The sequence below is a fragment of the Actinomycetospora sp. NBRC 106375 genome, from assembly GCF_030269665.1.
GTDB lineage: Bacteria > Actinomycetota > Actinomycetes > Mycobacteriales > Pseudonocardiaceae > Actinomycetospora.
This window is the reverse complement of the sequence record NZ_BSTS01000010.1, coordinates 38,574-62,038: the sequence shown is the minus strand read 5'-3', so window position 1 is coordinate 62,038 and position 23,465 is coordinate 38,574. Positions and strand designations below refer to the sequence as shown.

Below are 23,465 nucleotides of genomic sequence, written 5' to 3'. Positions count from 1 at the left end.
AGGAGCTGGTCATGAGCGGTCGGGTGGTCCACTTCGAGGTCCCGTTCGACGACGGCGACCGCGCGCGGGCGTTCTACGGCGCGATCTTCCGGTGGACGCTGCAGGAGATGCCGGGCATGGACTACACGCTCGCGATGAGCGGGCCGGTCACCGAGCAGGGCGCCCCGGAGGAGCCCGGGTACATCAACGGCGGCATGTTCCGCCGCGGCGAGGGCGAGCCCCGCGGGCCGGTGATCGTCGTGGACGTCGGCGACATCGACGAGACGCTCACCCGGGTCGCCGAGTACGGCGGCGAGGTGCTGAGCGCGAAGCAGGCGGTCGGCGCGATGGGGTTCGCCGCGTACTTCCGCGACACCGAGGGCAACGTCGTCGGTCTGTGGGAGACGGCGGGCGGCTGACGGCGGGGGCCGTCAGCGCACGAGCCCCTCCCAGCTCCACCGCGGCATCGCGGCGCCCCTCGGCACCACCGCGTCGACCGGCGAGTACTCGAGGACGTCGGCGACGGCCCACTTCATGTAGGCGCGCAGGCAGGCGCGCAGCTCGGGGTCGTCGGGCACCCCGGCGTCGTCGAGCGCGGCCAGGAAGCAGGCGAGGAAGCGCCGGCCGAGGTCGTCGATCTCCCCGTTGCCGCTGTGCAGCCACAGCACGTGCGACTGGTCGGCGTCGCCGTGGGAGTACCGCGGCGGTCCGCCGAGCACCTCCGCCCAGTAGGCCGCCAGGCGCTCGACGTGCTGCGGGTGCTGGTCGGGATGGGAGAACGGGTGCTCGAGCTCGGGGTCGGCCAGACAGCGGCGGTGGTGCGCCCGCGCGAGGGCGAGGAACGCCGCGTCGCCGCCGACGGCGTCGTAGACCGAGGGTCGCGTCACGTCGGACCTCCTGGGGACGGGCCGGGGTCAGAGCCTGGTCGGGGGAGTGGCCGAGGGCAAGGAACCCTTGACCCGGGGCCGTGACGCGGCGCACGGTCGAGGCATGGCCGCCCCCACGCAGGACAACCGCAGCATCGAGGACCAGACGTCGGCGTTCCGCCCGTCGCAGGAGGGCATCGTGATGCCCCAGCCGCCGACCTTCGCCACGAGCGCGGAGGAGCGGCTGCACCGCAAGCAGCAGCTCGCCGGGGCGTTCCGCATCTTCGGGAAGTTCGGCTTCGGCGAGGGGATCGCCGGCCACATCACCGTGCGTGACCCGGAGGACGAGCACCTGTTCTGGGTGAACCCCTTCGGCATGAGCTTCCGGCACATCCGTGTGTCGGATCTGATCGCCGTGAACCACGACGGTGACGTCGTCCACGGCTCCCGGCCGGTGAACCAGGCCGGGTTCGTCATCCACTCCGCGGTGCACGCGGCGCACCCGCACGTGGTCGCGGCCGCGCACGCCCACTCGGTGTACGGGAAGTCGTGGTCGTCGCTCGGCCGTCCGCTCGACCCGATCACGCAGGACGCCTGCACGCTCTACGAGAACCACGGCGTCGTCAGCGAGGGCCGCGGGGCGGTCGTGCTCGACCCCGAGGTCGGGCGGGCGCTCGCCGCCGGGCTGACCGGCCGCAAGATGGTCTTCCACCAGAACCACGGCATCTTCTCGGTCGGCGAGACGGTCGCCGAGGCCGCGTGGTGGTTCATCAACACCGAGCGCAACTGCCAGGCCCAGCTGATGGCCGAGGCCGCCGGCACGCCGACGCAGATCGACCACGCGAACGCGAAGTTCACCGCCGAGACGACCGGCTCGCCCTACATGGGCTGGTTCTCCTTCCAGCCCCTGTGGGACGAGATCGTCCGGACCGACCCGGACCTCTTCGACTAGCGCTGCGATGATGGCCGGGTGATCGTCGACGCCCACGTCCACGTCGCCCACCTGGCCCGGCTCAAGGTCCCGTGGGAGCAGTGGATCGGCCCCGCGGGCCCGTCGGAGGAGTGGACGGCCGCGTACGACAGCGACGGCGCCGCGATCCCGGAGAAGATCTCGGCGCTGTTCGCGGGCGCGGGCGTCGACCGCGTGCTGCTGTTCTGCGAGTACTCCCCGAAGGTCACCGGCTGGCAGACCGTCGAGGACATGCTCCCGCTGGTGGACGCCGACGCCGACCGGTTCCGGGTCGTCGCCAACATCAACCCGCACGTCCACCACCCGGTGGCCGCGGAGCTCGACCGCCAGCTCGACCTCGGTGCCGTGGCGCTCAAGGTGCACCCGGTGCACGCCGGGATCGCCCCCAACGACGCGCAGCTCTACCCGGCCTACGCCCGCTGCCTCGAGCGCGGCGTGCCCGTCATCGTGCACACCGGGCCGTCGACGTTCCCCGGCGCCACCGCCCGCTACGGCGACCCCGTCCTGCTCGACGACGTCCTGCGTGACTTCCCCGGGCTCACCGTCGTGCTCGCCCACGGCGGGCGCGGGTGGAGCTACGAGGCGGCCGCGTCGCTCGCGCTGACCCGCGAGAACGTCTGGCTCGACGTCGCCGGCCTGCCACCGCACAAGCTGCCCGTCTACTACGAGCGGTTCGGCTTCGAGCGCGTCGCGGCGAAGTGCGTGTTCGGCACCGACTCCCCGGCGGCCGACCCGGCCCGCAACATCGCCGCGATCCGCGACCTCGGGCTGAGCGAGGCGCTCACCGACGGGCTCCTCGGCGGGCACGCCCAGCGGGTCTACCCCGGTCTCTCGGCCCCGCCCCGCCGCGCCTGAGGCGCACGGCACCCTCGCCGGGCGGCAGGCGGGGGAGTAGCGTCGTGATACGGACCGATCGGTCCAGGACCGCGTGGTCCGACGAGTGGGAGAGGAGCCCTCGTGGCACGGACGCCCGCCCCCGGAACCCGGGACCGGATCCTCACGACCGCCACGCGCCTGTTCTACGAGCACGGTGTGCGCGCCGTCGGGATGAACCAGGTGATCAACGAGGCGGGCACCGGCAAGAACCTGCTCTACTCGCACTTCCCCACGAAGTCCGACCTCGTCGCGGCCTACCTCGAACGGGCCCGCGACATCCGGTCCGGCTTCGCCCGCGCCGCGCGCGCGGCGGCGGGCGACGACCCGCGCGCGCAGCTGCTCGCCCTCGTCGAGGACGTCGCGACGACGACCGCCCACCCGCGGTTCCGTGGGTGCGCCTTCCGCAACTACCTCGCCGAGTTCCCCGACGACGCCGACCTCGGCGACGCCGACGGCCCGCCGACCCCGGCCGGCGTGGCGCACACCGTGCTCGCCGCGTCGCACCGGGAGCTCGCGGAGCTCGTCGAGGCCCTCGGCGCCGCAGACCCCGAGCAGCTCGTCGAGGAGCTCTGGCTCGTCGTCGACGGGCTCTACCTGCAGGCCGCGTACCGGGACCGCCTCGACCGCGGGGCCGCCGGCCGGACCGCGGTCGAGCTGGCCGCGCGCATCGTCGACGCGCACGCGACGTGAGCGCGCCGACCGCGGTCCACCCGCGCACCGTCCTGCTGATCACGTCGGCGGCCGCGTTCCTGTCGAGCCTCGACCTGTTCATCGTCAACCTGGCCTTCCCGGACATCCGTGCCGACTTCCCCGGCACCGACCTCGGCCAGATCTCCTGGGTGCTCAACGGCTACACGGTCGTCTTCGCCGCGCTCCTCGCCCTCGCCGGACGCCTCGCCGACCGCTCCGGGCACCGGCGGGTCTTCCTCGTCGGGCTCGCGGTGTTCACCCTCGCGTCCGCGGCCTGTGCGGTCGCGCCCTCGGTGGGCCTGCTCGTCGCCGCCCGCGCGGTCCAGGCCCTCGGCGCCGCGCTCGTGACGCCGACGTCGCTGTCGCTGCTGCTCGCGGCCTTCCCGGCCGAACGCCGCGCCCACGCCGTCGGTGCCTGGGCCTCCATCGGCGCGGTCGCGGCCGCGCTCGGCCCGCCGCTCGGCGGGCTGCTGGTCGAGGCGTCGTGGCACTGGGTCTTCCTCGTCAACGTGCCGGTCGGGCTGGTCGCGCTGGTCGCCGGCGCCCGGTTCCTGCCGGCCGGCGCGGCGACCGGGGCGGCGGGCCGGCCCGACGTGCTCGGCGCCGCGGGGCTCGTCGTCGGGGTCGGCGCTCTGGCCTACGCGCTGGTCCGCGCCCCCGACCTCGGCTGGGTCTCGGTGCCGGTGGTCGCGGGGCTCGCCGTCGCGGTCCTCGGCCTCGCCGGGGTCGTGGCGCGCTCGCGTCGCCATCCCGTGCCGGCGCTCGACCTGGCCGTCGTCACGACGCCGGTGGTCGGTCTCGCCGCCCTGACGATGCTCGCGTTCACCACCGGCTTCGCCGGCATGCTCGTCGCGAACGTCCTCTACCTGACCGGCACCTGGGGCTGGTCGGCGCCGGTCGCCGGGGTGGCGCTGGCGGTCGGGCCGCTCGTGGTGGTGGTCGTGTCCCGGCAGTCGGGCCGCCTCACCGGGCGCTTCGGGATCGGGCCGGTGGTCGCGGTGGGTGCGCTGCTGTTCGCGGCGGGCCCGGCGTGGTGGGCGCTGCGGCTCGGGGCGACCCCGGCGTACCCGTCCGGGATGCTGCCCGGCCAGCTCGCGACCGGGCTGGGCGTGGGCCTCGTCCTGCCCGCCCTGTCGTCGGTCGTCGGCACCGCGCTGCCCGCGCACCGGTGGGGCACCGGATCCTCGCTGATCACCACCGCCCGCCAGGTCGGGTCGGTGCTGGGGGTGGCGCTGCTGGTCTCGGTGATCGGCACACACACCACCGGGCGGCCCGAGGAGCTCGGCCTGGTGCGCGCCGGGTGGGTGATGCTGGCGCTCGCGGGCGCGGTCGCCGCGGTGTGCGCGCTGGCCCTGGCCCGGGCGGAACGCCGCGACCGGCGGATCGAGGCCCCTGAGCTGGTCGTTCGGCAGAGCACGGACGATTGCCCGGCCGGGCAGGCGGGGTAGTCGTCCGCCATGGCCATCGCAACGACGAACCCCGCCACCGGGGAGACCGTCCAGGAGTTCGACGCCCTGACCGACGCGCAGCTCGAGGAGAAGCTCCAGCGCGCGTGGGACGCCTTCCGGTCCTACCGGGACACGACGTTCGAGCAGCGCGCCGGCTGGCTGCGCGCCGCGGCGGACATCTTCGACGCCGAGAACGAGCGGCTGGCCGAGCTCGCGACCCTCGAGATGGGCAAGACCTTCACCGCGGCCAAGGCCGAGGTCACCAAGTGCGCGCTGGGCTGCCGCTGGTACGCCGACCACGCCGCCGAGGACCTCGCGGACGTCGAGTGGCCCAAGCCGAAGTCGGCGCCCGAGCACGCGCAGATCTTCACGCGCTACCAGCCGCTCGGCCCGGTGCTCGCGGTGATGCCCTGGAACTTCCCGTACTGGCAGGTGCTGCGCTTCGCCGCGCCGGCGCTCATGGCCGGCAACGTCGGCCTGCTCAAGCACGCGTCGAACGTCCCGCAGGTGGCCCTCGCCATCGAGGACGTCCTCACGCGCGCCGGCTTCCCGGACGGCGCGTTCCAGACGCTGCTCGTGGGCTCCTCGGTGATCGAGGGGGTCATCGACGACGACCGGGTGCGCGCCGTGACGCTGACCGGCAGCGAGCCCGCGGGCCGCGAGGTCGGCGCCCGCGCCGGCCAGAACGTCAAGACCAGCGTGCTCGAGCTCGGCGGCAGTGACCCGTTCATCGTCATGCCGTCCGCCGACGTCGACGCCACCGTCGAGGCCGCGGTGTCGAGCCGCATGCTCAACAACGGCCAGTCCTGCATCAACGCGAAGCGGTTCATCATCCACGAGCAGATCGCCGACGAGTTCACGCAGAAGCTGGTGGCGAAGATGGAGTCGCTGACGATGGGCGACCCCATGGACGAGAACACGGACCTGGGGCCGATGTCCCAGGCCCAGGGCGTCGAGGACCTCGACTCCCAGGTCCAGGACTCCGTGGCCTCGGGCGCCCGCGTGCTGACCGGCGGGAAGCCGGCCGGCGGGCCCGGCAACTGGTACCCCGCGACGGTGCTCACCGACATCCCCGAGGACTCCCGCGCCTACCGCGAGGAGCTGTTCGGGCCGGTGGCGCTCGTGTTCCGTGTCAAGGACGCGAGCGACGCGATCCGCCTCGCCAACGACTCCGACTTCGGTCTGGGCGGCAGCGCCTGGACCGACGACGAGGACGAGAAGATCCGGTTCGCCACCGAGGTCGAGTCCGGCATGGTCTACATCAACAAGATCACCGAGTCGACGCCCGAGGTGCCGTTCGGCGGGGCGAAGAACTCCGGCTACGGGCGTGAGCTCGCGAGCTTCGGCCCGCAGTCGTTCGTCAACGCGAAGACGATCTGGATCCAGTAGCGGGCCTACAGGCCGAGGGCGCCCGCCGCGCGGCGGGCGCCCTCGGCCCAGGCGTCGTGGCGGCCGTGGAAGACCTCGGCGGCGCGGTGGCCGACCCACGCGCCCGGCAGGAGCGCGTCGGGCAGCCCGGGGTCGAGGAACGGGAAGCGGCGCCACGCGTCGACGAGACGGATCTGCGCCGCGAGCGTCCCGGTGTCGTCGGCGGGGTCCAGCTCGGCGAAGCGGGCGACGAACTCCTCGTAGCGCGCCGCGAGATCGGCGAGGTCCCAGGCGCGGGTCGCGAGGTCGGCGGCCGAGAGCTCGCCGTGGTACTCGCCGGTGATGACGTGCGCGTCCGCCGGGCCGATCTCGGTGAGCACCTCGCGGACCTCGTCGAGGCGTCCCGTGTCCGGCGAGACCCACATTCCGGCGGCGGGGGAGCCGAGGCCCGCCCAGGCCAGCCGGGTGCGCAGGCGGTGCCGGCGGGCCCTCTGCTGCTCGGGGACGCTCGCGACGACCACGAGCCAGCGCCCGTCCCACCGCGTCCGCGCCCGGCCGTGGGCGTAGATCCGCGCGGCGCCCTCGGTGAGCAGCCGCCGGCTCCAGTCCGTGAGGTCCCAGCGCACCCGCCGCCCGACCCGCTCGGACACGAGCAGCCCGTCGGCGGCCGTACGGGCGAGCGCCTGGCGCGCCGACTTCTCCTCGACGCCGACCAGGCCGAGGACGTCGACGACGGACTGGGTCCACACCGGGCCGTCGCCGGGCAGGACCAGCTCGCCGAGCACCGTCATGAGCAGCGAGCGCGCGCTCGTGGCCGCGACCTCCCGCCGGCGCGAGAACGGGTCCGGCCGGCCCTCGGCGCTGCTCCCGTCGGCGGTGGACATCACGGGTGATCCTAGGGCCCGGATCCGCACACGCCGTTACGGTGCGCGGATGACGTCGCGGGTGACCTCCAGCCTCCGGGATATCGACCGCGCCCACGTCTGGCACCCCTACGGCCCGATGCCCGGACGGACCGACCCGCTCGTCGTGCGGTCGGCGCAGGGGGTCCGGCTGACGCTGGACGACGGGCGCGAGCTCGTGGACGGGATGTCGTCGTGGTGGGCCGCCGTGCACGGCTACCGCCACCCCGCCCTCGACGACGCCGTGGTCCGCGCGACCGGGGCGATGAGCCACGTGATGTTCGGCGGCCTGACCCACGACCCGGCGGTGGCGCTCGCCGAGCGTCTCGTCGCCCTGACCCCGGAACCGCTGCAGCACGTGTTCCTCGCGGACTCCGGCTCGGTGTCGATCGAGGTCGCGCTGAAGATGTGCCTGCAGTACCAGCGCGCCCGCGGCCGCCCGGGACGCACACGGATGATGACGTGGCGGGGCGGCTACCACGGCGACACGTTCGGCGCGATGAGCGTCTGCGACCCCGAGGGCGGGATGCACGCCGCGTGGACGGGGTTCCTGCCGCAGCAGGTGTTCGCCGACCGCCCGCCGGGCGCCTACGACCCGGCGTACGACGAGCACCTCCGCGCCGTCGCCGAGGCCCACGCGGACGAGATCGCCGGCATCGTCGTCGAGCCCGTCGTCCAGGGGGCCGGCGGCATGCGCTTCCACGACCCGCGCCACGTGCGGGCGCTGCGGGCGATCGCCGACGAGCACGACCTCGTGCTGGTCTTCGACGAGATCGCCACCGGCTTCGGGCGCACCGGCACGCTCTTCGCCGCCGAGCAGGCCGCGGTCGCGCCGGACGTCATGTGCCTGGGCAAGGCGCTGACCGGCGGCTACCTCACGGCGGCCGCCGCCCTCTGCACGCCCGCGGTGGCCACGGCGATCAGCGAGGGCGAGGCCGGCGGCCTCATGCACGGCCCGACGTTCATGGCGAACCCCCTCGCGGCGACGGTGGCCGCGGCGAGCATCGACGAGCTGCTGCGGCGCGACTGGGCGGGCGAGGTCGCGGCGCTCGGGGCCGGCCTGCGCGCGGCGCTGGAGCCCGCGCGGTCGGCGCCGGGGGTGTCCGACGTCCGCGTCCTCGGCGGGATCGGGGTGATCCAGCTCGACCACCCCGTCGACGTGCCCGCCGCCCAGGCCGCCGCGGAGGCGCACGGGGTGTGGCTGCGTCCGTTCCGCGACCTCGTCTACGCCATGCCCCCCTACGTCACGCCGTCCGACGACGTCGTGCGCATCGGGGCGGCGATGGTCGCGGCGGCCCGCGCCGGGTGACGGCTCAGGTGAACACTGCGTGACGACGGTGTGAGCCCGCGATGAGCCCGGCGCGGTCCGGTGTGACGTTTCTGTCCTTTCCGTCGGATTCGCACGATTTCACTCGGGTGGACCAACAGACCCCGGAGATCGGCACGGACCGGGCGTGGTCGCGACGCGGCAGATGTCCAGCTCGGCGCCACGTCACACCCGGACGAGGGACCGCCGGTACCGCCCACCCGCCGGTGATTCGAACGGAGCGTCACGATCAACTCGTGGCCTTCCCGGGTGGTCGCCCAACTGTCGGGCACAGTGATCACAGCGCTTCCGGCACGGGGCAAGGACGCCCCGCCGGTGACGCCGGGTGACCGACCGCGGGTCGGCATTCCGGCCCCGCGAGCGCTCCCTGATGCCCCCGGTGATCGCACCGATCACCCCCCGCCGGGCCGGTCCACGGCCCCCGACGGAGGACCCATGACCACCGGAGCCCCGGCCGCCCCCGCGGCCCCCACCCCCGACCCGGATGTCACCTGGCGCGAGCGCCTGCGCGCCGACGTCCCCGCCTCCCTCGTCGTCTTCCTCGTCGCCGTGCCCCTCTCGCTGGGGATCGCGGTGGCCTCCGACGCCCCGCTGACCGCCGGGCTGATCGCGGCCGCGGTCGGCGGCCTCGTCGCCGGCGCCCTGGGCGGTTCGCCGCTGCAGGTCAGCGGGCCCGCGGCCGGGCTGACCGTGGTCGTCGCCGACCTCGTCAACCAGTTCGGCTGGGGCGTGACCTGCGCGATCACCGTCGCGGCCGGCGTCCTGCAGATGGTCTTCGGCCTGACGAAGGCCGGCCGCGCGGCGCTCGCGATCTCCCCGGCGGTCGTCCACGGGATGCTCGCCGGCATCGGCGTGACCATCGTGCTCGGCCAGCTGCACGTCGTCCTCGGCGGCGAGCAGCAGGACGACGCGCTCGCGAACGTTCTCGCGCTGCCCGGCCAGCTGCTCGCGCTGCACGGCCCGGCGACCGCCCTCGGGCTCGCCGTGATCGCGATCCTGCTGGCGTGGCCGCGCCTGCCGAAGGCCGTGCCCGGCTGGGTGCGCGGCATCCCCGCGCCGCTGCTGGCGGTCGTCGCGGTGACCGCGGTCGCGGCGGTGCTCGCCCTGCCGGTCGAGCGCGTCGAGATCGGCGGCTCGCTGCTCGAGGCGATCACCCCGCCCGTGCTGCCCGACGGGCAGTTCGGGGCGTTCGCCGTCGGCGTCCTCACCATCGCGATCATCGCGAGCGTCGAGAGCCTGCTCTCGGCCGTCGCGGTCGACCGCATGCACGGCGGCCGGAAGTCCGACCTCGACCGCGAGCTGGTCGGCCAGGGCGCCGGCAACACCCTCTCCGGGCTGCTCGGCGGCCTCCCGATCACCGGTGTCATCGTGCGCAGCTCGACCAACGTCGCCGCCGGCGCGAAGACCCGCGCCTCGGCGATCCTGCACGGCGTCTGGATCGTCGTGTTCTCCGTCGCGCTGCTCGGGCTCGTGCAGCAGATCCCCATGGCGGTGCTCGCCGGGCTCCTCGTGGTCATCGGCGCGCGGCTGGTGAAGCTCGCCCACATGCGCGAGCTGCACCGCCACGGCGAGCTGCCCGTCTACGTCGTGACGATCGTCGGTGTCGTGTTCACCGACCTGCTGACCGGCGTGATCGCCGGGCTGGCGCTGGCGCTGCTACTCGTGCTGCGCCGGGTGGTGTGGGCGTCGATCGAGGTGCAGGAGCCGGCCGGCACCCCGGACGGCGACTGGCACGTGGTCGTCGAGGGCGCCCTGTGCTTCCCGTCGATCCCGCGCCTGGCCCGCAGGCTCGGCCAGGTGCCGGCCGGCGCGCCCGTGGTGGTCGACCTGGTCACCGACTACCTCGACCACGCCGCCTACGACCACCTCCAGGAGTGGGTGGAGCGCCACGAGCAGGGCGGCGGGCGCGTCCGCGTCGACGAGGTCGGCACGATGGGGCTGCTCGACCGGCACACGACGTCGAACGGCGGTCCCGGCGACCGTCGTCCCGGTCCGGTGCCGCGGTTCCTGAGCCCGTGGTCGGTGTGGCAGGCGGGACACGGAGCGCAGCGGAGCTGGACCATCGGGACCGGGCACGACGCGCGGTACGGGACCGGCGCCGGCCACGGGCACGAGGCCGGTTCGGACCCGATCCTGACCGGCCTGCAGGAGTACCACCGCCGCGCCGCCGGGCTCGTCGCGCCGTACCTGACCGACCTCGCCGAGGGGCAGTCGCCGCACGCGCTGTTCCTGACGTGCTCGGACTCCCGCGTGGTGCCGAACGTGCTCACCTCCAGCGGGCCCGGGGACCTGTTCACCGTCCGCAACGTCGGCAACCTCGCGCCGCTGGGCACGGACGCCGACGCCTCGGTCGGGGCCTCGGTGGAGTACGCCCTCGACGCGCTCGAGGTGCCGACGCTGGTGGTGTGCGGCCACTCCGGCTGCGGTGCGATGACCGCGACCCTGCGGGGCACCGGCGGCGACGGCGAGCTCGGCCGCTGGCTGGACGGGGCGGCCGAGAGCCTGGAGCGCTGGCAGGCCGGTCACCCGGTCGCCGTCGCGCCCGCGGCCCGGGGCGCGTCGGACGTCGACCAGCTCGCGATGGTCAACGTCGCGGTCCAGCTCGAGCGCCTGTCCCGCCACCCCGCGGTGGCGCGGGCGCTCGAGGAGGGCCGGGTGCGGCTGGTCGGGCTGTTCTTCGACATCGCCACGGCACGGATGGCGGTGCTCGACGGCGACCGCTTCGTCCCGGCGTCGCGCGACCGTCTCGGCGCCGGCGCCGCCGCCACCCCCGGCGACCCGGCCACCGCCGCCCTCCCGGTCGCGACGCCCGACCCCGCCTGACCCCCTATGTGAGCAGTTGGCGCCCTCATCGGGGCGCCAACTGCTCACATACCGGTGATCGTCGCCCGGGCGGGGGCGTCGGAGGCGGACTGGATGGTGGCGGCCAGGGAGCGCAACCGGTCGCGGTCGGTGTCGTCGCGGACCGCGATCGAGAACTCGACGTCGGTCACCACCGACGAGAACCGCTCGAGCAGCTTGTCGCCGATCTCGTCGTGGGTGCCGATGACGGCGAAGCGGTGCAGGGTCTCGTCGTCGACCATGTCCGGGAGCTCCTCCCAGCGCTGGGCCTTCGACAGCCCCTTGGCCTCGTCGGCGAGGTCGCCCAGGCCGAGGTGGTCGAACGCGGCCCGGTAGCCGGGCGTCGACGCGTAGAACGCGATGCGGGCGCGGGCGTCGCGGACCTTCGCGACGAGCTCGGACTCCGTCCGCGCCGAGGCGACCAGCGGCTTCATCGCCACCCGGAAGCCCTCGAGCGACCGGCCGCTGCGGCCGGCACCCCGGCGCACGGCCGGGAGCATGACCTCGGCGATGTAGCTCGGCGTGCACACCGGGTGCGGGCGCAGGCCGTCAGCGACCTCCCCGGCCACCGCGCACATGTTCGTGTTGACCCCGGCGAGGTGGATCGGGATGTCGGGATCGGCGATGGGCCCGGCGTCGAACAGGGGCACCATGAGGTCGAGGTCGTAGTGCTCGCCGTGGTGGTCCAGCGGCGCCCCCGTCTGCCAGGTGTGCCACACCGCGCGCACCGCCTGCACGTACTCCCGCATCCACGGCGCGGGCGCCGACCACGTCATGCCGTACCGCCGCCGGATGTGCCCGCGCACCTGCGTGCCCATCCCGAGCGTGAACCGCCCGCCGGAGAGCTTCTGCAGCGTCCACGCCTGCAGGGCCATCACCGTCGGGCTGCGCGGGAACGCGATCGCGACCGCGGTGCCCAGCCGCAGCGAGCGGGTGGCGCTCGCGGCGAGCGTCAGGACGGCGAACGGGTCGTCCTTGGTCTCCTCGACGGCCATCCCGCCGTAGCCCAGCTCCTCGAGCAGGGCGGCGTTCGCCGCGACGGCGTGGAGGTCCAGCGGGGTGTCGGGCGTCCGCAGGCCCGGGTCGACCTTCCCGAGCGGCAGGAGCGTCTCGAGGCGCATGGCCCGAACGTAGGGTGTCCGCCGTGACCTGGCTGGACGCGTGGTTGGCGCAGACGGCGGCCGCGCGCCACGACGCGGGGCTGCACCGCACCCTGCGACCCCGGGGCGAGGCCGACCGCGTCGTCGACCTCGCCTCCAACGACTACCTGGGCCTCGCCCGCGACCCCCGCGTCGTCGCGGCCGGCGCCGACGCCCTGCGCGCCTGGGGCGCCGGGTCGACGGGATCGCGCCTGGTCACCGGGTCGACGCGCCTGCACGCCGAGCTGGAGGAGGCGCTGGCCGCGTTCACCGGCAGCGAGGCCGCGCTGGTGTTCTCCTCGGGCTACACCGCGAACCTCGGCGCCGTCACCGCGCTGACCGGGCGCGGCGCGCTGGTGGTCTCCGACGTCGCCGCGCACGCCTCGCTCGTCGACGCCGCCCGGCTGTCGCGGGCGCGGGTCGAGGTCGCGCGGTGCGCCGACCCGGCCGCGGTCGACCTCGTGCTCGCCGCCCGGGAGGAGCCGCGCGCGCTGGTGGTCGTCGACGGCGTCGACAGCGTCGACGGGGGCATCGCGCCGCTCGCCGAGCTGCACGCCGTCTGCCGGGAGCGCGACGCGGTCCTGCTGGTCGACGACGCCCACGGCCTCGGCGTCCGCGGCCCGGGCGGCAGCGGGACCCTCGCCGAGGCCGGACTCGCCGGCGCGCCGGACGTCGTGCTCACCACGACGCTGTCGAAGTCCCTCGGCGCCCAGGGCGGGGTGGTGCTGGCCGGGAGCGCGGTGGTCGAGCACCTCGTCGACACCGCCCGGCCCTTCATCTTCGACACCGGTCTCGCCCCGGCCGCCGCCGGCGCTGCGCTCGCGGCGCTCGGCATCGTGCGTGCCGAGCCCGAGCGGGTCGCGGCCCTGCACGCGCACGCGGCGTCCGTGGCGGCCTCGGCTCGCGCCGCCGCGCCGGGTCTGGAGGTGCCGACGCCGACCGCCGCGATGGTGCCGGTCGTGCTCGGCGACCCGGAGCCCGCCGTCGCGGCCGCCGCGGGCTGCGCCGAGCACGGCCTGCGTGCCGGGTGCTTCCGCCCGCCCTCGGTGCCCGCGGGCACCTCGCGGCTGCGGCTGACCGCCCGCGCCGACCTCACCCCCGACGACCTCGCCCTCGTCGACCAGGTGCTGCACAAGGTGCTCGGCCCGATCGTCGCCGGCCGCTAGGACGTGCATGGGGACCCCCGTCCGGGGGGTACTCACCGTGGCCCGCCCCACGGACCCGGGAGACGACGTGACCGCTGTGCTGCACGGGCGCCCCGACGCGCCCGCGGCCGGCTCGGGTCACACGCTGCTCGTCGCCGACGCCGTCGAGCAGGGTCGCCGGGGCACGGCGTCGTGGGTCGAGCGGGAGCTCGCCCTCGGCTCCAAGGTCTACTACAAGGGGTGGCTGCCCGAGGGGCAGCAGCACTGGCTCAGCGGGCCGGCCGGACCCCGCGGGGCGCGTGACGCCTTCGCCAGCGGCCAGCTCGAGTTCCTCGACTTCCCGACGCTCGTCGAGCGCTCCGGCGCCACCTCCGCCGGCGTGCTCGCCGTCTACCAGGACGAGGTCGAGCGCGCGTTCGACGACCTCTGGCCGACCGTGGCGATGACCCAGGAGAGCCCGGAGCTCCCCATGGCCGACGACGCGCACCTCGTGAGCGAGTACGCGACGTGGGAGTCGGGCTTCGACGTGCTCACCGGCGAGTGGCCGGTGCGGATGCTCTGTCAGCTCAGCGTCCCGGCCGAGTCCGAGCGCGCGATGTGGGAGACGGTCGCGGTCCACCACCGCGACCTCGTCGACGGCGTCTGGTCGGCGGCCGAGGACCACGGGCGCTGGGGTCCCCGCGGCGACCTCGACGCCCACGTCTCGCGGCGGTTCGGCGCCGCCGTCCACGGGGCGCTGCGCGCCGCGCGGGAGCGGGAGGGCTGTTCCGACCTGCACGTCGACCTCGCCGCGGTCGACTTCATGGACGTCTCCTGCGCGGAGATCCTCATGCTCGCGGCCCGGTCGGCGCCTGCGGAGCAGCACATCGTGCTGCACAACGGGCCCCGCTTCCTGCGGCGGCTGTTCGACGCGGTCGGGCGCCCGCCGTCGGTGCGCGAGAGCGAGGACCCGCGATGACCGCCCCGCCGGCGGGTCTCGTCCACCTGGGGCTCCTCCACCGCGGCCCCGACGACCTGGCGGCGAGCGCGGTCCCCGAGCTCCGGCGCGCCCTGGCCGACGGCGAGGACGTCGTCGTGGCCGCCGACCGCGCCACCGTGCGCCGCGTGCGCGAGGCGCTCGGGGCCGACGCGGAGCGCGTCGAGTTCCCGCCGCCGTCGGCCCTGGCCGGACCGTCCGCACCCGGGTTCGTCGCGGCCGTCCGCGGCTGGGCGCCTCCCGGCCGGCGCACCACGCTGCTGGGCCAGTACGCGCCCGCGGTGCCCGGCGCGGACCGCGCGTACGGCGAGGACGCGCTCGGCCTCGTGCTCGACGACCTGCCCCTGACCCTCATCTGCTGCTGCCGGCACGACGAGGACCCCGAGCAGCTCGCGGTCGCCCGGCGCAGCCACCCCCGGCTGGCGACGGCCGTCGGCACCGTCGACAACCCCGACTACCGCCCGCCGTCACCCACCAGTCCCGTGCCGGCCGCCGTCTGGGGCACGGTCACGGTCCGGGTGAGCGTCGACGGCACCGCCGACCTCGCCGAGGTCCGCCGCCGGGTCGCCGACGCCGCCGCCGGTGCCGGGCTGGAGGGCGACGCCGTGCGCGCCGCGGTGCTCGCGGTGCACGAGGCGGTCGTGCTCGGCGTCCGCGACGGCGACCCGGACCACGCCGGGCTCACCGTCGAGATCCGCTCCGACACCGGGCCGACGGTGTTCTGCGAGATCACGGGGCCGCGCGGCGCGACGACGGCGATGGTGTCGCCGGGCGACCCGCTCGCGCACGTGCGCCCGTTCTGCGCCCGCGCCGCGCTGCACGACGACCCCGACCGTCGCGCGGTGCGGGTCCTGTCCACGGCCTGAACTACCCTCGCGCGCCGTGCGGACCCTGATCGTCACCGGCACGGGCACGGGCGTCGGCAAGACCGTCGTGACCGCCGCGATCGCGGCCCTCGCCCGCGCGGCGGGGGAGCGCGTCACGGTCGTGAAGCCCACGCAGACCGGCGTCGCGCCGGGGGAGGACGGCGACCTCGCCGACGTGGCGCGCCTGGCCGGTCCGGTGGGCACGGTCGAGCTCGCCCGGTTCCCTGAGCCCCTCGCGCCCGCGACCGCCGCGCGCCGGGCCGGGGCGATGCCGGTGATGGCCGCGCAGGTGGTCGCCGCCGTGCGGGGGATCGACGCCGACCTGGTGATCGTCGAAGGGGCGGGCGGGCTGCTCGTCCGGTTCAACGACGGTGCCGAAACCCACCCGCCCGAAACCCTCGCCGACGTCGCCGCGGCCCTCGACGCCCCGGTGGTCCTCGTCGCGAGCGCCGGGCTCGGCGTGCTCAACACCGCCGCGCTGACCGCGGAGGTGCTCGGCCGGCGCGGGATCACGCTCGGCGGCACCGTCGTGGGCGCCTACCCGGACCAGCCCGACCTCGCCGCGCGGACCAACCTGGACGACCTCCCGGCCGTCACCGGCGCCCCGCTGCTCGGCGTCCTGCCGGCCGGTCTCGGCACCGCGAGCCCCGACGCCCTGCTCGCCGCCGCGCGGTGTGGCCTGGGTCCCGTCCTCGGCGGTGGGTGGTCCCCGGATCGCGGTGCGTGAGGCACACTGCGGCGAACCCACCGAGCCCGCGAGGGCCCGACGAGTACCCGATGAAGGGAGCCGTGCGTGACGGCCGTCGAAACCGGCACCACGTCCGAGGACACCGGCGAGGACGTCCTCGCCGTGGCCCGCGAGCAGGTGCTCGAGCGGGGTGAGGGGCTGTCGCAGGAGCAGGTCCTGGCCGTCCTGCAGCTCCCGTCCGACCGGCTGTCCGAGGCGCTGGCGCTCGCGCACGAGGTGCGCATGCGTCACTGCGGTCCCGAGGTCGAGGTCGAGGGCATCGTGTCGCTCAAGACCGGCGGCTGCCCGGAGGACTGCCACTTCTGCTCGCAGTCCGGGCTGTTCGAGTCCCCGGTGCGCGCCGCGTGGCTGGACAAGGACCGGCTGGTCGAGGCCGCCAAGCAGACCGCGAAGACCGGCGCGACGGAGTTCTGCATCGTCGCCGCGGTGCGCGGACCGGACGCCAAGCTCATGGAGCAGGTCCGCGCCGGCATCGCCGCGATCCGCGCCGAGGTCGACATCAACGTCGCGTGCTCTCTGGGGATGCTGACCCAGGAGCAGGTCGACGAGCTCGCCGCCATGGGCGTGCACCGCTACAACCACAACCTCGAGACCGCCCGGTCGCACTTCCCGGAGGTCGTCACCACGCACTCCTGGGAGGAGCGCTGGGACACCCTGCAGATGGTGCGCGCGGCCGGCATGGAGGTGTGCTGCGGCGGCATCGTCGGGATGGGCGAGACGCTCGACCAGCGCGCCGAGTTCGCGGTGCAGCTCGCCGAGCTCGAGCCCGACGAGGTGCCGCTGAACTTCCTGATCCCGAACCCTGGCACGCCGTTCGCGCACCTCGAGGTGCCCCAGGGCGCCGACGCCCTGATGACCGTCGCGGCGTTCCGCCTCGCGCTCCCGCGCACCGTGCTGCGCTTCGCGGGCGGCCGCGAGCTGACCCTCGGCGACCTCGGCGCGGAGCAGGGCATGCTCGGCGGGGTCAACGCGATCATCGTCGGCAACTACCTGACCAACCTCGGGCGCCCGGCCGAGCAGGACCTCGACATGCTCGAGACCCTCAAGATGCCGATCAAGGCCCTGAACGACACGTTGTGAGCGCCGTCCTCGAGCCGACCGACGGGGCCGGCGCCGCCGCCGTCTACTGCGCCTGGTGCGGCGGCGCCCGCACCGAGGGCGAGCACGCCGCGTGCGACCGGCGGCTCGCGACGGTCGACCCGCCGCGGCACTGCCCGGTGTGCGCCCGGCGCATGGTCGTGCAGGTCGACCCGGTGGGCTGGACCGCGCGGTGCAGCCGGCACGGCGAGTCGGCGGGGCAGAACGGGTTCTCGTGGCCGGGAGACGAAGCGAAGCGAGAGCTCGACCCGTGAGCTCCGTCCTCGAGGACGACTTCCTGCCCGCCGAGCCCACGGGCCGGCTCGGGCGGGAGGAGCTGCGCGAGGACGTGCCCGCCGCCCTGCGCTACGCGGCGATCCTGCTGGTGGTGGGCCTGCCGCTCGGGGCGCTGTGGGCTCTGCTCGCCCCCGTCGTGCACGTCGTCGCCCTGCCCGGCGCCGGCATCGGGTCGCCCGCCGGGGAGGCCGACCACGCGTTCGACGCCGTCGCGATCCACGTCCTGCTGGTGGCGTCGTTCGGGGTGATCGCCGGCGCGGTCGCCTGGCGCCGCCGGCACCGCCGGGGGCCGGTGATGCTGATCGCGGTGGTCCTCGGGTCCCTGGCGGGCGCGTGGGTCGCGGGCCGGGTCGGCGCGCTGCTGGCCTGGGCGGCGTCGCCGGTGCCGGTGCTCGTGGACCCGGCCGCGTTGGGCAGCGCCGCCCCGGCAGCCCCGGTGCCGGCGGTCATGACGAGCCTGCCGCCGTCGCCCGGGCCCTGGTGGATCGCGCTGATCGCCGGGCTCGGCGCGGCGCTCGCGTATGTCCTGGCGGCGATCGTCGACGGGCACGAGGACATGAGCCGGGACGACACCGCATGACCGCCGTCGACCTCGCCCGCGAGCTCGTCCGCCTCGACACCCGCGGCGGTGGGGAGCGGGCGGCCGCCGACCTGCTCGCCGACCGCCTCGACGACGCCGGGCTCGCCGTCACGGTGCACGAGACGCGGCCCGGGCGGGCCAACGTCGTCGCCCACCGCGGCGACGAGACCCCGGTGACGGTGACCGGGCACCTCGACACCGTGCCCGCCGACGCCGCGGTGTGGTCGTTCGACCCGCACGCCGGCGACGTCGTCGACGGGCGCCTGCGGGGCCGGGGGTCGAGCGACATGAAGGCCGGGGTCGCGTCCGCCGTCGTCGCGGCCGCGGAGCACGTCCGCGCCGGCGGGCGCGGCGTGCAGGTCGTGCTGACCTTCGGCGAGGAGACGGGCTGCGAGGGCGCCCGCGAGATCCCCGCCCGCGCGCTGCGGCCGTCCGGGACGCTGCTGGTCGCCGAGCCGACCGCCAACCGTGTCGTGCTCGGCCACAAGGGCGTGCTGTGGCTCGAGCTGGTGGCGCTCGGTGTCCCGGCCCACGGGTCGCGGCCCGACCTCGGCCACAACGCGCTCGTCGACCTCGCCCGCGCCGCGGTGCGCATCCACGAGCACGACGCCTGGCCGAGCAGCGCGACGCACGGGTCGACGACGGCGAACGTCGGCATGATGCGCGCCGGCATCCAGCCCAACGTCGTCCCGGACCGCGCCGCGCTCACGGTCGACCTGCGCCTGGTGCCCGGCGACACCGCCGACGCCGCGGCGGCCACCGTCGCCGAGCTCGCGGGCGTGGCCGTCGAGACCGAGCGCCTCGTCGAGCTCCCGTTGATCGACACCGACCCGGCGCGGGTGACCCGGGTCGTCGAGCTGCTCGGTGGCGGGACGGGGCAGTACGCCACCTACTTCACCGACGCGAGCGTGCTCGCCGGCGCCCTCGGCGGCGCGGACACGATCGTCTGCGGCCCCGGCGAGCCCGAGCAGGCCCACGTCACCGACGAGACCGCACCGGCCGGGCTGATCGAACCGGCGGCCGAGGCCTACCGGCGCGTGCTGGCCGCGCTGACCTGATCACCCGGCGGGCGCCGCCGCGAGCCCGAGCTGGGTCAGCATCTCGACCTGGTCGAAGTAGAGGCCGAACGAGCGGTAGCGGTCCCCGGCGACCTCGACGATGTTGACGAAGGGAACGCTCACCCGGCGTCCGGTGGCCGGGACGTCGCCGCCCGGCGCACGGAGGGTGTCGGTGTGGGTGCCCTCGAACACGGCTTCGACGGCCCCGTTGTCCCCGCCGTCGACGAGGCGCACGATGCGGCACCGGTTGTCGGGGAAGGCTTCCTGCCAGAGCCGGTAGAACATCGTCACGGTCTCCGGGCCCGAGCCGCTGACCCCGCCCGGCGCCGTCAGCGTCGCGTCCTCGGTGAAGAGGCCGCACCAGCCGGCCTGGTCCTTGGCGTTCCACCGCTCGAGGTTCAGCTCCATCAGTGCGCGCGTGTCCACGGGTGCTCCTGGTGTCCGGGACGGCGGACTCCGTCGGCCGCCGTCGGAGGGTGCAGGATCGGAGCGCCGCGTCACGTCGAGGTGCAGGGCGGGACGAGGTTGGGTCTCGTCGCTCACGCGGTCCGGACGGTCACTTCGAGTCGGTCGCCGAGGGGGAGGTCGACCGACCGGTAGCCCGCCCCCGGGTCCCGGACACGCGCGAGGTAGGGCGCGAGGATTCGGGGAACAGCGACGTGTCGTCGGCGACGACGAGTGCCCCGGGACGCAGCGCGGGCTCCACGATCTCGAGCACCGGCAGGTACAGGGTGCTCCAGCCGTCGAGCAGGAGCACGTCGACGGGGCCGTCGAGCCCGCGGAGCGTCTCCCGGGCGTCGCCCACCCGGACGTCGACGAGGTCGTCGAGCCCGCAGCGGCGCAGCGAGGCCGTCGCGGCGTCGGCCTTGGCGGGCTCGATCTCGGTCGTGATGACGCGGCCGCCGCCGTTGTCGCGCAGCGCGGCGGCGAGGTAGATCGTCGAGATGCCGAACGAGGTCCCGAACTCCACCACGGTCCGCGCGCCGGTCGCCCGCAGGAGCAGGGCGAGCAGCTCGCCCACCTCGCGGGGCACGGCGATGTAGGCGTCGGTGAGGAGGTCGGCGACGTCCTCGTCGGAGGTCGGGCGGGTGCCGGGGTCGCTGCTGCTGCCGGGGAAGCGGGTGGCGAGCCGGGCGTGCAGTTCCGGTTCCTGGGCGTCGGCGGCCGCGAGGAGGCCGGTGAGCTCGTCGTGGACGGCGGGGGCGTCGAGCGTGGAGGTCATGGCTCCGACGCTAGGAAGGGCCTCGCGTGCGCACCAGTGAATGTTCGTGCACCTATCATTGCGTCTTGTGCAATCCGTGGACCTCAACCTGCTGGCCGCGCTCGACGCGCTGCTCGCCGAGGGCAGCGTCACCGGCGCCGCGCAGCGCCTGCACCTCAGCCCGCCGGCCGTGAGTCGCAGCCTCGCCCGGCTGCGCCGCGCGACGGGCGACCCGTTGCTGGTCCGGGTGGGCCGGGACCTCGTCCCGACCCCGGAGGCCGACCGCCTGCGCGAGCGCGTCCACGCCGTGCACGTCGCGGCCCAGGAGCTCCTCGGGCCGCGGGGCGCGGTCGACGAGGCCACCCTCGACGCGACGTTCGCCGTCCGCACCGGGCACGCCGCCGCGGCCGCGCTCGGACCGGCGCTGCTGGCCGCGATCCGCCCGCGCGCTCCGCGGGTGCGGCTGCGGCTCGTGGGGGAGGGCGACGAGAGCGTCGCGGCGCTGCGCGACGGCGCCGTCGACCTGGACGTCGGCGCGGCGTCGGACTCCGACGACTCCGGAGAGCTGCACCGCGAGGTGCTGCGGCACGACCGGATGGTGCTGGTCGGTCGCCACGACGGGGCGCTGGCGCGCCGGGACGCGGTGACCCCGGAGGCGCTCGCCGAGGTCGGGCACGTCAACGCCACGCGGCGCGGGCGTCGGCGCGGCCCGCTCGACGACGCGCTCGCCACCCGCGGCCTCGCCCGCGACGTGGTCGCGACCGTGCCCGACCTCGTCGCCGCGTTCGCCCTGGTCCGCGCGGCCGACCTGGTCACCCTCGCGCCGCGGTGGGTGACCGACGTCGTCGGCGGCGCCGACCTCGTGACCTGGGAGGTGCCGCTGGACCTGCCGCCGCTGGTGATCGAACAGTCGTGGCACCCGCGGACCGACACAGACCCGGCGCGGCGGTGGCTGCGCGACCGGGTCCGGGAGGTGGTCGCGCTCAGGTGAGCGTGTAAGCGTCGTAGACCACGGCCGACGGCGTGCGCCGCGCGGTGGCGACCGTCAGCACCCGGGTCATCCAGCGGTACCGCGGCGCGGAGGTCTCGAAGGTCGCGGAGACACGGAAGTAGTACGCGGCCGGGTCGACGTCGTCGCCGCGTGCCAGGGCGTCGAGCACCGCGGGCGGGCCGGCGCGCACGCCGGCGGTGCGGATGTGCGCGAGCGCGCCGTCGTCGGCCCGCCACGTGTAGCGGGTGTCGATGACCACCGCGCCGTCGTCCTGGACCACCTGCCAGTCGGCCCCGCCCGGGAGGACCACCCCGGAGAAGCGCTCGCCCCGCACGGTGCCCCCGACGATCGGGACGATGCGCCGGTGGCCTGCGTCAGTGGTGCCGAGGTCGAGGAGCTCGCCGAGCGCGACCTCGACGTGGGCGAGGAACTCCAGGCCGGGGACGGGCAGATCCACCGCGCGCCCTCAGTTCAGGCTGTGCTCGACCGCGAACTTGATGCTCGGGGCCCACACCGCGCGCAACTCGCCGAGCAGCACGGCCTCGCGGGTCATCGAGCGCCGGACGAGCTGCAGGCGCTCCATCGGGCAGGTCTGCTCGAGCAGCTCCTGGCGGTCCGAGAGCGGCAGCAGGCAGTCCCCCGCCAGGATGTGCGCGAGCTCGGGATCGGCGACGTCGGGCGCCGCCTCCTCGGTGAGCTCCGTGGGCATCTCGCCGTCGCCGCCGCCCTGCTGGCGCCAGGCGGTGGTGCAGTAGCGGCGGTGCGCGGCGCGTGCGGCCATCGCGAACGGAGCGAGGTCCTGCTCGTCCTCGTCGTCCTCGTCGGGGAGCCACTCGACGTTCGCGACCAGGTAGGGGGCCGTCGTGTCGTCGACGTCGACGAGGCGGAACCGCCGGTCCCCGGTGGTCTGGATGTCGAACCGGCCGTCGGGCAGGCGGCGCACCTCGCGCAGCGACGCGGTGCAGCCCACGTCGTGCAGGCCGTCGCGGCCGTCGTCCGGGCTCCAGCCCTCGCGGACCGCGACCACGCCGAACTGCTTGCCGGGGATCGCGCCCGTGACCAGGTCGATCGTCAGCTGGCGGTAGCGGGGCTCGAAGATGTGCAGTGGCAACGAGGCGCCCGGGAGCAGCACGGTTCCCAGCGGGAACAGGGGCAGCGTCTCGACCACGGCGCCCACGCTACGACCACCACGGGCTCGCCGCCGGGTGGCGCGGTGCGCGGTCCCCGCCGTTCCGGGCCGTTCCTCAGCCGGGTTCGCCGGGTGGGCGGAGCGCGGCGAAGGGGTCGGTGACGCGCAACCCGCGCTCCGAGTACCGGAAGACGGCCGCCGGGCGGCCGCCCGCGGGTCCCGACGCCGCGATCTCGCCGGTGGGCACGAGCACCCCGCGCCGGGTCAGCACCCGCTGCAGGTTGGTGGCCGAGACGCGGTGCCCGAGAGCGGCGGCGTAGAGGTCACGCAGCTCCGAGACGGTGAACTCGGCGGGTGCGAGCGCGAACCCGATGTTGGTGTAGGAGAGCTTGGCACGCAGGCGGTCGAGGCCGTCGCGGGTGATGGCGCCGTGGTCGAAGGCCGTCTCGGGGAGGCGGTCGACGCGGTGCCAGGCGGTGTCGTCGGGGACGGCCGGGTCGGCGTCGGTGGGCACGAGGCCGAGGAACGCGGTCGCGATGCGCCGCGGGGCCGGTCCGCGATGGGGGTCGGAGAACACGCCCAGCTGCTCGACGTGGGCGACCTCGGCGAGGTCCACCTTCTCCGCGAGGTGCCGCCGCACCGAGGCCTCGACGTCCTCGTCGGGCCCGAGGCGTCCGCCGGGCAGCGACCAGCGGCCCGCCTGCGGCTCCCGCGCCCGCTGCCAGAGCAGCACGCTCGGCACCGCGCCGGTGATGCGCAGCACGACGGCGAGCACGTCGTGCGCGTACGTCCCCGCTTCCCCGCCCGCACCAGCCGTCTCCACGGAGAGTGATCGTAGGCCGTACCAGCGGTGGGCCACCGCCGACACTCAGCGTCCGCAGCACCACACGCTCGCGATCCACGGGGTGGTCCACGCCACGCGGGGTGACCGGGCTCTGGCGCGAGGGCGGGGCGGGCGGGTACGGTCGACCACGTTTTCGACCAATAGGCG

At 75.3% G+C, this 23,465-nt stretch carries 25 protein-coding genes; 17 read left to right on the top strand and 8 right to left on the bottom strand.

What is annotated here, in order from left to right; all coding sequences use genetic code 11:
* Window positions 1-11 precede the first annotated feature (11 nt).
* Window positions 12-398, top strand: coding sequence for a VOC family protein (locus QSK03_RS17680; RefSeq protein ID WP_285654519.1), 387 nt, complete (start codon window positions 12-14; stop codon window positions 396-398).
* 12 nt (window positions 399-410) lie between these two features.
* Here the strand turns inward: QSK03_RS17680 and QSK03_RS17675 are convergent, their stop codons facing one another.
* Entirely contained in the window at window positions 411-866 is a 456-nt protein-coding gene (locus QSK03_RS17675; protein ID WP_285654516.1) for a group II truncated hemoglobin, read from the bottom strand.
* Window positions 867-969: 103 nt separating this feature from the next.
* Here QSK03_RS17675 and QSK03_RS17670 point away from each other — a divergent pair, with 103 nt between their 5' ends.
* The 5 genes from QSK03_RS17670 (at window position 970) to QSK03_RS17650 (ending at window position 6,218) form a co-directional block, all read left to right on the top strand.
* Entirely contained in the window at window positions 970-1,797 is an 828-nt protein-coding gene (locus QSK03_RS17670; protein ID WP_285654513.1) for a class II aldolase/adducin family protein, read from the top strand.
* Between the two features lie 18 nt (window positions 1,798-1,815).
* Window positions 1,816-2,670 (top strand): amidohydrolase family protein, encoded by an 855-nt coding sequence (locus QSK03_RS17665; RefSeq protein WP_285654510.1) that lies wholly within the window; start codon window positions 1,816-1,818, stop codon window positions 2,668-2,670.
* A gap of 102 nt (window positions 2,671-2,772) precedes the next feature.
* Complete coding sequence (locus QSK03_RS17660; RefSeq protein WP_285654507.1) at window positions 2,773-3,381, top strand: TetR/AcrR family transcriptional regulator; 609 nt, start codon at window positions 2,773-2,775, stop codon at window positions 3,379-3,381.
* Window positions 3,378-4,829 carry a DHA2 family efflux MFS transporter permease subunit gene (locus tag QSK03_RS17655; protein WP_285654504.1) on the top strand — a complete coding sequence of 484 codons (1,452 nt, stop codon included), beginning with the start codon at window positions 3,378-3,380 and terminating at the stop codon, window positions 4,827-4,829. Before QSK03_RS17660 ends, QSK03_RS17655 begins: the two co-directional genes overlap by 4 nt.
* Window positions 4,830-4,838: 9 nt before the next feature.
* Window positions 4,839-6,218 (top strand): NAD-dependent succinate-semialdehyde dehydrogenase, encoded by a 1,380-nt coding sequence (locus tag QSK03_RS17650; protein ID WP_285654501.1) that lies wholly within the window; start codon window positions 4,839-4,841, stop codon window positions 6,216-6,218.
* A 5-nt stretch (window positions 6,219-6,223) separates the two neighbouring features.
* On the opposite strand, the gene QSK03_RS17645 is transcribed toward QSK03_RS17650, so the two are convergent.
* A complete protein-coding gene (locus QSK03_RS17645) occupies window positions 6,224-7,081 on the bottom strand; it encodes a PaaX family transcriptional regulator (RefSeq protein ID WP_285654499.1) in 858 nt (285 codons plus the stop codon).
* A gap of 49 nt (window positions 7,082-7,130) precedes the next feature.
* Between QSK03_RS17645 and QSK03_RS17640 the strand changes: the two genes are divergently transcribed.
* Together QSK03_RS17640 and QSK03_RS17635 are read left to right on the top strand one after the other, a co-directional pair.
* A complete protein-coding gene (locus QSK03_RS17640) occupies window positions 7,131-8,408 on the top strand; it encodes an adenosylmethionine--8-amino-7-oxononanoate transaminase (RefSeq protein ID WP_285654496.1) in 1,278 nt (425 codons plus the stop codon).
* A 453-nt stretch (window positions 8,409-8,861) separates the two neighbouring features.
* A complete protein-coding gene (locus QSK03_RS17635; protein WP_285654493.1) occupies window positions 8,862-11,249 on the top strand; it encodes a SulP family inorganic anion transporter in 2,388 nt (795 codons plus the stop codon).
* Window positions 11,250-11,293: 44 nt separating this feature from the next.
* On the opposite strand, the gene QSK03_RS17630 is transcribed toward QSK03_RS17635, so the two are convergent.
* Entirely contained in the window at window positions 11,294-12,388 is a 1,095-nt protein-coding gene (locus QSK03_RS17630) for a TIGR03617 family F420-dependent LLM class oxidoreductase (RefSeq protein ID WP_285654491.1), read from the bottom strand.
* A gap of 23 nt (window positions 12,389-12,411) precedes the next feature.
* On the opposite strand from QSK03_RS17630, the gene QSK03_RS17625 reads away from it, so the two are divergent.
* The 8 genes from QSK03_RS17625 (at window position 12,412) to QSK03_RS17590 (ending at window position 19,153) form a co-directional block, all read left to right on the top strand.
* Window positions 12,412-13,572: an 8-amino-7-oxononanoate synthase gene (locus QSK03_RS17625; protein WP_285654490.1), complete on the top strand. Its 1,161-nt coding sequence runs from the start codon at window positions 12,412-12,414 to the stop codon at window positions 13,570-13,572.
* A gap of 67 nt (window positions 13,573-13,639) precedes the next feature.
* On the top strand, window positions 13,640-14,509 hold the full coding sequence (locus tag QSK03_RS17620; RefSeq protein ID WP_285654487.1) for an STAS domain-containing protein: 870 nt from the start codon (window positions 13,640-13,642) through the stop codon (window positions 14,507-14,509).
* The gene (locus tag QSK03_RS17615; RefSeq protein WP_285654484.1) at window positions 14,506-15,393 is read left to right on the top strand and encodes a hypothetical protein; all 888 of its coding nucleotides are present in this window, start codon (window positions 14,506-14,508) and stop codon (window positions 15,391-15,393) included. Before QSK03_RS17620 ends, QSK03_RS17615 begins: the two co-directional genes overlap by 4 nt.
* Window positions 15,394-15,409: 16 nt before the next feature.
* Complete coding sequence (gene bioD / locus QSK03_RS17610) at window positions 15,410-16,120, top strand: dethiobiotin synthase (protein ID WP_285654483.1); 711 nt, start codon at window positions 15,410-15,412, stop codon at window positions 16,118-16,120.
* Window positions 16,121-16,186: 66 nt separating this feature from the next.
* Window positions 16,187-17,221, top strand: coding sequence for a biotin synthase BioB (gene bioB, locus QSK03_RS17605; RefSeq protein WP_285654482.1), 1,035 nt, complete (start codon window positions 16,187-16,189; stop codon window positions 17,219-17,221).
* Window positions 17,218-17,493, top strand: coding sequence for a biotin synthase auxiliary protein BsaP (bsaP, locus tag QSK03_RS17600; RefSeq protein ID WP_285654481.1), 276 nt, complete (start codon window positions 17,218-17,220; stop codon window positions 17,491-17,493). The genes bioB and bsaP overlap by 4 nt, the downstream gene beginning before the upstream one ends.
* Complete coding sequence (locus tag QSK03_RS17595; RefSeq protein ID WP_285654480.1) at window positions 17,490-18,095, top strand: DUF2567 domain-containing protein; 606 nt, start codon at window positions 17,490-17,492, stop codon at window positions 18,093-18,095. The genes bsaP and QSK03_RS17595 overlap by 4 nt, the downstream gene beginning before the upstream one ends.
* Window positions 18,092-19,153 (top strand): M20 family metallopeptidase, encoded by a 1,062-nt coding sequence (locus QSK03_RS17590; protein ID WP_285654479.1) that lies wholly within the window; start codon window positions 18,092-18,094, stop codon window positions 19,151-19,153. Before QSK03_RS17595 ends, QSK03_RS17590 begins: the two co-directional genes overlap by 4 nt.
* Here the strand turns inward: QSK03_RS17590 and QSK03_RS17585 are convergent, their stop codons facing one another.
* Window positions 19,154-19,579, bottom strand: a complete 426-nt coding sequence (locus QSK03_RS17585; RefSeq protein ID WP_285654478.1) for an ester cyclase — start codon at window positions 19,577-19,579, stop codon at window positions 19,154-19,156.
* A gap of 130 nt (window positions 19,580-19,709) precedes the next feature.
* Complete coding sequence (locus QSK03_RS17580; RefSeq protein ID WP_285654477.1) at window positions 19,710-20,375, bottom strand: O-methyltransferase; 666 nt, start codon at window positions 20,373-20,375, stop codon at window positions 19,710-19,712.
* A 67-nt stretch (window positions 20,376-20,442) separates the two neighbouring features.
* On the opposite strand from QSK03_RS17580, the gene QSK03_RS17575 reads away from it, so the two are divergent.
* The gene (locus tag QSK03_RS17575) at window positions 20,443-21,345 is read left to right on the top strand and encodes a LysR family transcriptional regulator (protein ID WP_285654476.1); all 903 of its coding nucleotides are present in this window, start codon (window positions 20,443-20,445) and stop codon (window positions 21,343-21,345) included.
* On the opposite strand, the gene QSK03_RS17570 is transcribed toward QSK03_RS17575, so the two are convergent.
* From QSK03_RS17570 to QSK03_RS17560, 3 genes are all read right to left on the bottom strand, one after another.
* A complete protein-coding gene (locus QSK03_RS17570) occupies window positions 21,338-21,802 on the bottom strand; it encodes a DUF3237 domain-containing protein (RefSeq protein WP_285654474.1) in 465 nt (154 codons plus the stop codon). The two genes, QSK03_RS17575 and QSK03_RS17570, sit on opposite strands and share 8 nt — an antisense overlap.
* A 9-nt stretch (window positions 21,803-21,811) precedes the next feature.
* Window positions 21,812-22,522 (bottom strand): LON peptidase substrate-binding domain-containing protein, encoded by a 711-nt coding sequence (locus QSK03_RS17565; protein WP_502872183.1) that lies wholly within the window; start codon window positions 22,520-22,522, stop codon window positions 21,812-21,814.
* A gap of 67 nt (window positions 22,523-22,589) precedes the next feature.
* Window positions 22,590-23,297 carry an NUDIX hydrolase gene (locus tag QSK03_RS17560; RefSeq protein WP_502872182.1) on the bottom strand — a complete coding sequence of 236 codons (708 nt, stop codon included), beginning with the start codon at window positions 23,295-23,297 and terminating at the stop codon, window positions 22,590-22,592.
* Between the last annotated feature and the right edge of the window lie 168 nt (window positions 23,298-23,465).

What these genes read in the sequence shown, in the direction of transcription:
- QSK03_RS17680 (WP_285654519.1), top strand. Translation starts at nt 12, where the DNA reads ATGAGCGGTCGGGTGGTCCACTTCGAGGTCCCGTTCGACGACGGCGAC.
- QSK03_RS17670 (WP_285654513.1), top strand. Translation starts at nt 970, where the DNA reads ATGGCCGCCCCCACGCAGGACAACCGCAGCATCGAGGACCAGACGTCG.
- QSK03_RS17650 (WP_285654501.1), top strand. Translation starts at nt 4,839, where the DNA reads ATGGCCATCGCAACGACGAACCCCGCCACCGGGGAGACCGTCCAGGAG.
- QSK03_RS17645 (WP_285654499.1), bottom strand. Translation starts at nt 7,081, where the DNA reads ATGTCCACCGCCGACGGGAGCAGCGCCGAGGGCCGGCCGGACCCGTTC.
- QSK03_RS17640 (WP_285654496.1), top strand. Translation starts at nt 7,131, where the DNA reads ATGACGTCGCGGGTGACCTCCAGCCTCCGGGATATCGACCGCGCCCAC.
- QSK03_RS17635 (WP_285654493.1), top strand. Translation starts at nt 8,862, where the DNA reads ATGACCACCGGAGCCCCGGCCGCCCCCGCGGCCCCCACCCCCGACCCG.
- QSK03_RS17630 (WP_285654491.1), bottom strand. Translation starts at nt 12,388, where the DNA reads ATGCGCCTCGAGACGCTCCTGCCGCTCGGGAAGGTCGACCCGGGCCTG.
- QSK03_RS17615 (WP_285654484.1), top strand. Translation starts at nt 14,506, where the DNA reads ATGACCGCCCCGCCGGCGGGTCTCGTCCACCTGGGGCTCCTCCACCGC.
- QSK03_RS17590 (WP_285654479.1), top strand. Translation starts at nt 18,092, where the DNA reads ATGACCGCCGTCGACCTCGCCCGCGAGCTCGTCCGCCTCGACACCCGC.
- QSK03_RS17580 (WP_285654477.1), bottom strand. Translation starts at nt 20,375, where the DNA reads ATGACCTCCACGCTCGACGCCCCCGCCGTCCACGACGAGCTCACCGGC.